Below are 11,180 nucleotides of genomic sequence, written 5' to 3' on the forward strand. Positions count from 1 at the left end.
TCGGGTCAAACTCAACGGAGCGCAAATCGGCACGGTGGCCGCGATCGACGCGTTGCCCGACGGGAAGGCCGCCATTCGCCTGGCGTTGGAACCCTCTGCGCTGGAACTGATCCCAGCCGACGTACGGGTGGATATCACCTCGTCCACCGTCTTCGGCGCGAAGTACGTCGCGCTGGTCCCGCCGGACAATCCGTCACCGCAGCCGTTGCGGTCCGGTCAGGTGCTCGACTCACAGCATGTCACGGTCGAAATCAACACGATCTTCGAACAACTCGTCACGGTGCTGAACAAGATCGAACCGACCAAGCTCAACGAAACCCTGCGGGCGCTCGCCGCTGGACTCGACGGGCGCGGGCAGAAGTTCGGCCAGACGTTCACGGATCTGGACGCGCTGCTGGCCAAGATCAATCCCAGTCTGGACAACCTCGCCCACGACATCGCGGTCGCACCCCAGGTGCTCGACGCGTACGCCGATGCGGCGCCGCACCTTCTGACGATCGTCGACAGTGCCACCGCGATGAGCGACACCATCGTCGACAAGCAAAGCGATCTGGACGCCTTGCTGCTCAGCACGATTGGGCTGGCCGAGACCGGCAACGACGTGGTCGGCACCAACCGGCAGGCGATCACCGACGTCGTGCACCTGCTGGCGCCCACGACCGACTTGACCAACGAGTACCACACGGCGCTCAACTGCGCGCTGGCCGGCATGGTGCCGTTGGCCACTGCGCCGCCGCCACCGGTTCCCGGTGTGCTGCTGCTGGACTCGTTCGTGCTGGGTTCCGAACGCTACCGCTACCCCGGTAACCTGCCCAAGGTCGCGGCCACCGGTGGGCCGCAATGCGGTCAGTTGCCGGACATCGGTTACGCAACGCGCGCACCGTATGTCGTTTCCGATATGGGCGCCAACCGTGCGCAATACGGTAACCAGGGCATCCTGCTCAACTCGGACGCGCTCAAGCAGGCGTTGTTCGGTCCGATCGACGGGCCGCCGCGCAACACCGCACAGATTGGACAGCCGGGATGAGGCTGTTGGCAACCGCGGTCAAGTTCGGCGCCTTCGGCGGCGTCATGGCCCTGATGACCGCCGCGCTGTTCGCGGTCTTCGGCGAATATCGCTCCGGGTCGGCACACGCCTACTCCGCGGTGTTCGCCGACGTGTCGAGCCTGGAACCCGGGGATTCGGTGCGGGTTTCGGGGATCCGGGTCGGCACGGTAACCGACATCGCGTTGCAACCCGACAACAACGTCGTGGTCCGATTCAATGCAGACCCCGACATCGTGCTGACCACCGGCACCCGGGCGGCGGTGCGCTACCTCAACCTGGTGGGGGACCGCTATCTCGAACTGCTCGACGGCCCCGGCTCAACCGAGATTCAGTCCGCCGGTACCCAAATCCCCAGTGAGCGCACCGAATCGGCGTTGGACCTCGACCTGCTGCTCGGCGGCCTCAAACCGGTCATCCGCGGATTGGACGCCCAGGACGTCAACGCGCTGACCAACTCGCTGATCCAGATCCTGCAGGGCCAGAGCAGCGATGTGGAGTCGCTGTTCACCAAGACCGCGTCATTCACCAACGCGATCGCCGACAACGGCCAGACGGTGCGGCAACTGATCGACAACCTCGACGCGGTGATGACCACCGTGGCCAAGGACGGCGACAAGTTCTCCGACGCCGTCGACCAACTCGAACAGTTGATCACCGGCTTGGCCGCCGACCGAGACCCCATCGGCGAGGCGATCACCGCGCTCGACAACGGCACCGCATCGCTGGCCGACCTGCTCGACAACGCACGCCAGCCGCTGGCGGGCAGCATCGACCAACTCAACCGGGTGGCGCCGTTGCTGGAGGACGGTGAGCCGATGCTGGATATCTCACTGCAGAAGCTTCCCGAGAACTACAAGAAGGTGGTGCGTCTGGGCGCCTACGGAAGCTTCCTGAACCAGTACCTCTGCGGAATCTCCGTGCGCGTCACCGATCTGCAGGGGCGCACCGCGCACTTCCCCTGGGTCATTCAGAACACTGCCCGGTGCGGGGAGCCCTGATGCTGAAATACCGGCAATCCTCGTTCATCCGCACCGGGTTCATCGGTGCGATCCTCATCGTGCTCGTGTGCGTGGTCGGGCTGCAGTCCGAGCGGCTGTTGGCGATGGCGACTTCGGTGAAGTACCAAGCGCTGTTCGCCGAGGCCGGCGGGCTGACGGCAGGTAACGACGTGAAGGTGTCCGGCATGAAGGTCGGTTCGGTTTCCCAGGTCACTCTGGACAAGGGCAAGGCGTTGGTGACCTTCACCGTCGACAGCAGCGTGCGGCTCGGCTCCCAGACCACGGCCCACATCCGCACCGGAACGTTGCTCGGCGAGCGCATGATGACGTTGGAGCCGGACGGCGACGTCAAACTGGGCCCGTCCGAAGTGATCCCGCTATCGCACACCTCTTCGCCGTACTCGTTGACCGAGGCCGTCAGCGAGTTCACGTCGAACACCGCGAGCACCGACACCGCCGCGCTGAACCAGTCGCTGGACACGCTGTCGGAAACCATCGAGCGAATCGCGCCGCAACTGGGACCCATGTTCGACGGGCTGAGCCAGCTGTCGCAGTCACTGAACGGACGCGACGAGTCACTGGGCAACCTGCTCGACAGCGCCGCCGACGTCACCGGAGTCCTCTCCGAACGCAGTCAACAACTCAACACGCTCATCCTCAACGCCAACGACTTCATGGGCGTGCTCGAGCGGCGCCGCCACGCGATCGTGAACCTGCTCGCCCAAACCTCGGCCGTCGCACAGCAACTGACCGGCCTGGTGCATGACAACGAAGCCGAGCTCGCCCCGACCCTGCAGAAGTTGAACATGGTGTACGACATGCTCGAGCGCAACCGCGACAACATCGCCACCGCGCTCAGCGGTCTGGCCAAGTACCAGGTGACCCAGGGTGAGGCGGTCAACAACGGGTTCTACTACAACGCATTCGTCGGCAACCTGCTGCCCGGGCCCGCGCTGCAGCCGTTCCTCGACTACCTCTGGGGCTTCCGGCGCGGCGTCGACGCCGGACAGCCCCCGGACAACGCCGGGCCGCGCGCAGAATTCCCGTTCCCGTACAACGGAATCCCCGGAGGGTCCCGATGAACGGCCGTACGCGGGCGAGGGCCGCACTGTCCGTTGCGCTGGCGGGACTGCTCATCGCGGGGTCGGCGGTGCTGGTGTACCAGAACTTCTTCGGCGCGAAGATCATCACGGCCTACTTCACCTCGGCCACCGCGATCTACCCCGGTGACGAGGTGCGGGTGTCCGGAGTCAAAGTGGGCACCATCAAATCCATCGAACCGGTAGGTGCCGAGGCACGGATCACGCTCGCCGTCGACCGTGGCGTGCCCGTGCCCGCCGACGCCAAAGCGATCATCGTCGCCCAAAACCTGGTCTCCGCACGCTACGTGCAGCTCACACCCGCCTACGAGACCAGCGGACCGACGATGCCCGACGACGCGGTGATCGGCGTCGACCGCACCGCGGTGCCGGTCGAGTGGGACGAGGTCAAGACGCAACTGACGCGGTTGGCAACGGAGTTGGGGCCCTCCAGCGACATCTCCACCACCTCGATCGGACGTTTCATCGACAGCACCGCCAACGCGATGCAGGGCAACGGGGTCAAGTTGCGCGAGACCATCACCCAGCTCTCACAGGTCGGGCGCATCTTCGCGGACGGCAGCACAGACATCGTCGACGTCATCAAGAACCTGCAGACCTTCGTTGCGGCCCTGCGCGACAGCAACATCCAGATCGTGCAGTTCCAGGACCGGTTGGCCACCGTGAGCAGCGTGGTGGATGCCAGCAGGTCCGACCTCGACGCTGCGCTGACCTACCTGTCGGAGGCCGTCGTCGAGGTGCAGCGGTTCGTGGCAGGCAGCAGGGACCAGACCGCCGAGCAGATATCCCGGTTGGCCGGCGTGACGCAGAACCTCGCGGACAACCGGCTGGCGTTGGAAAACGTGTTGCACGCCGCGCCGAACGCCATCGCCAACGGCTACAACATCTACAACCCCGACACCGGCACGATGATCGGTAGCTTTGCGATGTCGAACTTCGCCAACCCCGCACAGCTGGTCTGCGCAGCGATCGGAGCCGTCGAAAACGCCACCGCGGCAGAGTCATCCAGGCTCTGCTCGGAGTATCTGGGACCCGCGCTGCGGCTGCTCAACTTCAACTACCTGCCGATGCCTTTCAACGCATACCTGCAGAAATCGCCGAGCCCGGGCAACCTGATCTACTCCGACCCCGCGCTGGCGCCCGGCGGCACAGGTGGCCGCCCGTCACAACCGGAACCGGCGCCCGCGGTGTCGGCCTACACCGGCATCGGCGACGTCGCGCCACCGGCGGGTTGGGGCCCGGCACCGCCCCGACCGCCGGGAGCATATGCCCCCAACGGATTACCCGCACACCCCCAACCCGCGCTGTTCCCCGGTGCGCCGATTCCACCCGGGGTTCCCGCGCCCACAACCCTTTCGGACATGTTGCTTCCCGCCGAAGCGCAGCCAACCGCGCAGGAGCCCCCATCATGACCATCGGTACCTCGCTGCGCCGCCTGGCCGTGCTCGCCACCGGCGTCGTCCTCGCGGCCACCGGATGCGCCTTCCAGGGACTGAACTCTCTCGCACTGCCCGGCACCGTCGGACGCGGACCCGACGCGTCGACCTACCGGGTCATCATCGCCAACGTCGGCTCGCTGGAATCGAATTCGCCGGTCCTGGTCGATGACGTCGTGGTCGGCAGCGTCGGACGGATGCGCGTGAACAACTGGCACGCCGACGTCGAGATCTCGGTGAGACCCGATGTGGTCATACCGGCCAACGCGGTGGCCACCGTCGGGCAGACGAGCCTGCTCGGCTCCATGCACCTGGCCCTAGACCCCCCGGTGGGCCAACCCGTCAGCGGCAGACTGCAACCGGGAGCGACCATCGGCCTGGAAAACTCCTCGACGTATCCGTCCACCGAACAAACCCTGGCGTCCCTGGCCGTCGTCATCAACGGCGGGGGGCTGGGGCAGGTGGGCGACATCGTCAGGGAGTTCAACGCCGCGCTGAACGGGCGCGAGACAAATATCAGGAGCCTGCTGACACGGTTGAACGACTTCGTCGGCATGCTCGACACGCAACGGGACGACGTCAATGCGTCCATCGCCGCGATGGACCGGCTGGCAACCACGTTCGCCGGTCAGCGCGACGTGATCAGCGCTGCGCTCCAGCGGATTCCGCCGGCACTGGACGTGCTGGTCAGGGAACGCCCGCGCATCACCGAAGCGCTGGACAAACTCCGGCGCTTCAGCGACACCGCCACCGGGTTGATCAACGACTCCCAAGCCGACCTGGTGCGCAACCTCGAAAACCTCGAGCCGACCTTGCAGGCGTTGGCCGATGTCGGACCCGACCTCGGCACGGTGCTGGCGTACGCGCCGACCTTCCCTTACACGCAGAGCTTCATCGACCGCGCGATCCGCGGCGACTACATGAACCAGTTCATCGTCTTCGACTTCACCATCCCGCGGCTCAAGAGGGGATTGTTCCTCGGGACCCGCTGGGGACAGGAGGGCGCGCCGATGGTGCCCGCGCCGGGGGATCCGTGGTATCTGTCCTACACCTACGACCCGCTCAAGGCGCCGATCACCCCGACACCTCCCGAAGTCGCCGACCTGCCGCCCCTGATCGATGCACCGGCCGACGCAATGGCTGAGGGCGGTCGCTGATGCTGTCCCGCTTCGTTCGAAATCAGTTGATCGTCTTCACGATTGCCTCGGTCATCGCCGTCTCGGTGATGCTGTTCACCTATATGCAGGTGCCGACGCTGTTGGGCATCGGGCGTATCACGGTGAAGTTGGAATTGACCGGCACCGGCGGCCTTTACCGGTTCGCCAACGTCACCTACCGCGGGGTGCAGGTCGGCAAGGTGATGGAGGTGCGCCCCACCCGCGACGGTGCTGTGGCGACCCTGTCGCTGGCCACATCGCCGAAAATCCCGGCCAGCTCCCACGCCGCCGTGCGCAGCGTCTCGGCCGTCGGCGAACAGTACGTCGACCTGATGCCCCCCAACGCCGACGGCCCGTACCTTCAGGACGGATCGGTCATCTCGAAAGCCGACACGTCAGTTCCGCAAGCCGTCGGACCCATGCTCGATCAGGTCAGCGCGTTGGTGGACAGTGTGCCCAAAGACAAGATCCACGCGCTGCTCGAGGAATCGTTTCAAGGCCTCGACGGGGCCGATTACGAGATCGGGTCGCTGGTGGATTCGGCGGCGACGATCGTCGGCGACGCCGATGCCGTCGCGGACCAGACCCGGTCGCTCATCGACGACAGCCGCCCGTTGCTCGATGGTCAGGCGCAGTCTGCCGACAGCATCCGGACCTGGGCGCGCAGCGTGGCAGGAGTCACCGAACAGCTCGCCGCCAACGACCCGCAGATGCGCACGTTGCTGGACGCCGGTCCGGGCGCGGCCGACGAAGCCTCGCGGTTGCTCAACGACGTCAAGGCGACGCTGCCGGTGCTGCTGGCCAACCTGACCACGATCGGCAAGATCGGCGTGACCTATCACGCGTCCCTGGAACAACTGCTCGTGCTGTTTCCGCCCTATGTCGCGGCCACCCAGACCGTCGGCGTCTCGCGAAACAACCCGACCGGAATGTCGTTGGGCGACTTCACGATGGCGATGAACGATCCACCTGCCTGCACCGTCGGGTTCCTTCCGCCGAACATGTGGCGCTCACCCGCGGACACCTCGATCGTCGACACCCCCGACGGGTTGTACTGCAAGCTGCCGCAGGACTCACCGATCGGCGTGCGCGGCGCACGGAACTACCCGTGCATGGGGAAGCCGGGTAAGCGCGCACCCACGGTCGAGATCTGTGAAAGCGACAAGCCCTACGAACCGCTGGCGATGCGCCAGCACGCACTCGGCCCGTATCCGATCGATCCGAACCTGATCGCTCAGGGAATCGCACCCGATGACCGGGTGGACTTCGGAGATCGCATTCACGCGCCGGTCGAGGGGACGCCGCCGCCGCCGGAGACGGCGCCTGCGGCAGTGCCGCCCACCGGGCCCTCGGTTGCGGCCGCGATCTACGATCCGCAGACCGGCCAGTACGCCACGCCGGACGGGAAAGTCTTCCGCCAAACGGATCTCGTCACGCCGGCAGGTCCACGACCCTGGCAGGACCTCTTCACCCACGGACGGTGACGGTCAACTTCAACCGTCGACCTTAACCAGCTTGAACGGCATGGTGATGAACACCGGCTTACTGACCCCGCAGGCGCCGCTGACCCCCGTCGTCTGGTCCTCGCCGGCCAGCGTCGTCGACGCGGGATCGGTCATGCTGCCGTCGTCCACGACCGGTACGAACCGAAACACCTGAAGTCCGGGCGCCGCCGTACCGTCCGGGCACGGCACCCAGTTCTCGATGGTGTGCTTGACGAACCAGACGCCGCCGGTCTTGTAGATCGGTGCGCGCCAACCGAAGTCGCTGACCACGGTGCCCGTGCATTCGGTCGGGTAACTGCAGTCCGTCGAGATCGTCCAGGTGCTGCGCAAGCTGTCGAGTTCGCGGAACCTGTCGTTGGTCTTGGCCCATTCGCCGTTCGACGTGGCGGTGTAGGCGCCGTTGAGACCCCACGAGTCCTCGGACGCGTGGGCAATCGGCGCGGACCCGGCGATGGCGAGCCCAAGCGCCAACGCCGTCGCGCAGCCCGCCCAATCGGAGATACCCAACACAGCCTCCTCGCCGCGACCGGTCGGCCAGGACTCAACGTAGCGGGGCGTTCGGGGCGCGGCGCGGCCGTCGCCCGCTCAGCGGGAAATCCCGCCGATGTGCTGTCCCGCTTGCAGGGACACACCGAGGTACGGGTGCACTTCATCGACGAGAATCAGGCGCAGCCGAACTCAAGCCCGGAGAAACCCCATGAAAGCCGCCCTGGTCGCCGCCGCGTTGACCCTCGTCGCGTTGATGTGTCCGGCGCCGGCCGCCGCCCATACCCCGTACGGCAACTTCGAGCTGCGCATCGACGGCCGCTACGACTTCCACACCTGGCTGTGGGCGATCTCGCGCTGCCCCGGGGAGTGCCTCCAGATCCAGGCGATACCGCAACCCAACGCGAAGGCGTTCCCGTACCGGGGGACCGCCCAGCTGGTGGACGGCCGGTACACGATGGCCGTCGACGTCCCGGACGGTTTGCGGTGCGGCAACGTCTATTACGGGCCGGTCATCGCGACGCGCGACGTCTATTCCTGGGATGCGACGACGCGCTCCGGCACCCTGGAGTCGTCCTTCGCCGTGGGATGTGACGGTGCACCGGGCGGCACGTTCACCTACCCGTTCACGCTCGTGCGGCTGTAGCCGGCCGCGGATCGAACTTTTCGGCGCCCGCATTCGTGACCTGAGAAATCCGGTCACAACCTGTGGGGGTCGAGATGCGTGGTCGCGTGCAATCAGGTCTGGTGGCCGCGGTCACCGCCATCGGCGTCGTCGCACCGATGGGCGTCGTCCCCGCACCACCGCCACCGACGTGGACGCCGCGCGCCGAGATTCACGACGTGCGGCTCGCCGCGGCCGCGCCACCCCTGGGTGCGATACCGCTGGCGTTCATCCGCAACCAGTTCCAGTACTGCAGCGTCATCTGCCCCCACGTCGTCGCGGGGCTGGCCACGGTGCCCGTCGCTCTGGTGATGGCGCCGGTGACGTTTTCGGGCGCCCTCGGTACGACCGGGTCACCGTTGCGGGCGATCGGTGCCGCCGCGGCTTCGGTGACCGGGGCGGCGAACGCCGCGCTGACGCCGGTCATCGAAAACGATGTCTATCGCGTGGTGCCGAAGGCGTTCAACAATCTCGAGGTCGCGGTTGTCGAGTTGGTCAACGTCGCGTCGGCCGTGTTGCGACCCGAGGAGTTTTTGCGCGTGTTCGACACCGCGCGGGCCAACATCCTCGCCGCGTTGAATCAGCCGTTGCCGCCGCCGGCGCCGACCGAAACCGGGGCGAAGACGCTGCCGCAGGTGATGGCCGTGGAGGCCATCAGGGTGTTCGCGGCCGTTGCGTTCCAAGCCGGGGAAATGCTGCTGCTCGGCGTCGTTCAAACGGCGGATGCCGCGGCCCAGGAGCTGGCCCGGTCCGGCGACCCGTTCGCGGCGATCGCCGCGGGCACCGCAGCCGCGGCCGGGTCGCTGACCACCGCCGGCCGCATCGTCAACGACGCCGCCGACACCGCGGTCACCAATGTGCGCGCCGCGCTCGCGGACCCGTTCCCGCCCACCGCATCCGCCGTTCACACCGAGGATGCGCGGGACGCCGACAGCCCACCACCTGAGCCTGACACCCAGCCGACGGCCCAACCATCACGCGCGGATGCGCACGAAACCCAACTCGACCGTCGCCAGCGGATGGCCGACTACGACGACGATTCGTTCTCCTCGACCGACTCCTCGGCCACGTCTTCCGCCGGTTCGTCGGCGACCTCTTCCGATGGCTCCTCGGCGGGCCCCTCGACATCGCCGGACCGACCCGACGGTCCGGACGCCACCGACGACGGCACATCCACGGATAACGCGACGCCGAGCGCGACGAAGAACGCGATGAACAACGACCCGCCGAGGTAGGCGTTCATCGGCCCGCCCGGTGAGATGAAGCTGCCCGGCGGGCCGATGATCGTGATCGTCTCAATCAACTGCTCGACGGTGAACACCGCGGCCGCGATCCCCAACCAGCGCGGAAACCGGTCTTCGTTGGCCGCCCAGAGTATTGGCACCGCCACCATGATGTTGGCGACCGTGAGCATCGGCGCCGACATCGCCACGATGTCGCCGATCGTGCGCGCTGTCGCCGAACCGAGTTGACCGGGGTGTAGCGCGAAACCCGCGGTGAACCAACTCGCGACGAGGATCTGGACGAGTACCAGCGCTGAACCGATCGTGCACACGTACGCCGCCGGGCCGGTCAGCCGGTCACGGGCGTGGCCGAGCACCACCACCAACGCCAACGACCCGAACGCCACCAACAGCGCGTGCGCCCGCATCGCGGACGAATGTTCGTTGACATGCGAGACGATGTCGAAGCCGGGCGCTTCGATACCCGGCATGGTCGGCACCATCACCAGCGCTATGGCGAACAGAACGCCGAACGCGATGCCGGCGATCATCGGTGTACGACGATCCATTGCTGCGCTCCCTAGGTGCCGTGGCGATGCGTTGCGCGGGCGCCGGCGGACGACCGTTGACCACACCGTATCCACAAACGCGAATTCATCCACAGCCCACACGGCGTGTCACCGCACATGACCGAATTGGTCGTGGCCGCGCCCTACCTTTCAGCGCATGCGAACCGAATTGCCTGCCGAACGGCTGCAGCGTCGACTGGGCGCCGAAACGGAGTTCGACGCGCGTGACGGCGATCCACCTGCCGACGGCCACCCACCCGACACGCTGCTGTCGCGGTGGCTTCCCGACACCAAGGCGGGCGGCGCCGCCGGCTGGATGGCTGCCGTGCGCGCGGACCCGGGCCGAGCCGGTGCCGTGGCATTGGCCGCGGTGGGCATCGTCGCGGTTCTGGTCACGGTGTTCGCCATCGTCCGCGACCGGCCGCCGCCGGTGACATCGGCGAATCTTCCTCCGGTGCAGATGGTTTCGTCAGGCAGCCCGACACCGAGCGGTGCACCACCTGCGGCTGAGCAGCCCGTCGTCGTCAGCGTGGTCGGGTTGGTGCATGAACCCGGGCTGGTCACGCTGGATCCCGGTGCGCGCATCGCCGACGCGCTGGGGGCCGCCGGAGGACCGCTCGACGGCGCCGACCTGCTCGGGTTGAACATGGCCAGGCGTGTGGCCGACGGTGAGCAGATCATCGTCGGCATCGCGCCGGCTCCGGGGACACCGACCGCGATGGGCAGCTCGATCACGGCGGACAACGCCACCGCCGCACCGGCCGACGCCTCAGCCCCCGCTGACGGCACGGCGGGGCCCGACGCCGTCGTGGACCTCAACACCGCGACGGTCGAACAGCTCGAGACGCTGCCCGGAATCGGGCCGGTGACCGCGTCGGCCATCGTGGCGTGGCGCGAGACCAACGGGCCGTTCAGCAGCGTCGAACAGCTCGGTGACGTGGACGGGATCGGCCCCGCGCGGCTGGAGAAGCTTCGTGACCGCGTCCGTGTGTGA

General features: G+C 67.0%; 10 protein-coding genes. 8 read left to right on the forward strand and 2 right to left on the reverse strand.

Translation table 11 applies throughout. From position 1 onward, the window contains the following. The 6 genes from ABQF13_RS22120 to ABQF13_RS22145 form a co-directional block, all read left to right on the forward strand. On the forward strand, positions 1-1,027 hold a 1,027-nt coding region (locus tag ABQF13_RS22120), incomplete at its 5' end, for an MCE family protein (RefSeq protein WP_448394939.1). After that, on the forward strand, positions 1,024-2,046 hold the full coding sequence (locus tag ABQF13_RS22125; RefSeq protein ID WP_448394940.1) for an MCE family protein: 1,023 nt from the start codon (positions 1,024-1,026) through the stop codon (positions 2,044-2,046). The genes ABQF13_RS22120 and ABQF13_RS22125, both read left to right, overlap by 4 nt. After that, on the forward strand, positions 2,046-3,128 hold the full coding sequence (locus ABQF13_RS22130; RefSeq protein WP_448394941.1) for an MCE family protein: 1,083 nt from the start codon (positions 2,046-2,048) through the stop codon (positions 3,126-3,128). Before ABQF13_RS22125 ends, ABQF13_RS22130 begins: the two co-directional genes overlap by 1 nt. Continuing rightward, on the forward strand, positions 3,125-4,558 hold the full coding sequence (locus tag ABQF13_RS22135; protein WP_448394942.1) for an MCE family protein: 1,434 nt from the start codon (positions 3,125-3,127) through the stop codon (positions 4,556-4,558). Before ABQF13_RS22130 ends, ABQF13_RS22135 begins: the two co-directional genes overlap by 4 nt. Beyond that, positions 4,555-5,739, forward strand: coding sequence for an MCE family protein (locus tag ABQF13_RS22140; RefSeq protein WP_448394943.1), 1,185 nt, complete (start codon positions 4,555-4,557; stop codon positions 5,737-5,739). Before ABQF13_RS22135 ends, ABQF13_RS22140 begins: the two co-directional genes overlap by 4 nt. After that, a complete protein-coding gene (locus ABQF13_RS22145) occupies positions 5,739-7,223 on the forward strand; it encodes an MCE family protein (protein ID WP_448394944.1) in 1,485 nt (494 codons plus the stop codon). The genes ABQF13_RS22140 and ABQF13_RS22145 overlap by 1 nt, the downstream gene beginning before the upstream one ends. 9 nt (positions 7,224-7,232) lie before the next feature. Here ABQF13_RS22145 and ABQF13_RS22150 read toward each other — a convergent pair whose 3' ends face one another. Continuing rightward, the gene (locus ABQF13_RS22150) at positions 7,233-7,754 is read right to left on the reverse strand and encodes an Rv2253/PknI dimerization domain-containing protein (RefSeq protein WP_448394945.1); all 522 of its coding nucleotides are present in this window, start codon (positions 7,752-7,754) and stop codon (positions 7,233-7,235) included. A 187-nt stretch (positions 7,755-7,941) separates the two neighbouring features. Here ABQF13_RS22150 and ABQF13_RS22155 point away from each other — a divergent pair, with 187 nt between their 5' ends. After that, positions 7,942-8,376 carry a hypothetical protein gene (locus ABQF13_RS22155; protein ID WP_448394946.1) on the forward strand — a complete coding sequence of 145 codons (435 nt, stop codon included), beginning with the start codon at positions 7,942-7,944 and terminating at the stop codon, positions 8,374-8,376. Between the two features lie 1,045 nt (positions 8,377-9,421). Here ABQF13_RS22155 and ABQF13_RS22160 read toward each other — a convergent pair. Continuing rightward, complete coding sequence (locus ABQF13_RS22160) at positions 9,422-10,186, reverse strand: hypothetical protein (RefSeq protein WP_448394947.1); 765 nt, start codon at positions 10,184-10,186, stop codon at positions 9,422-9,424. 157 nt (positions 10,187-10,343) lie between these two features. Between ABQF13_RS22160 and ABQF13_RS22165 the strand changes: the two genes are divergently transcribed. Beyond that, positions 10,344-11,180, forward strand: coding sequence for a ComEA family DNA-binding protein (locus ABQF13_RS22165; protein WP_448394948.1), 837 nt, complete (start codon positions 10,344-10,346; stop codon positions 11,178-11,180).

It is taken from the genome of Mycolicibacterium sp. XJ879 (assembly GCF_053483935.1).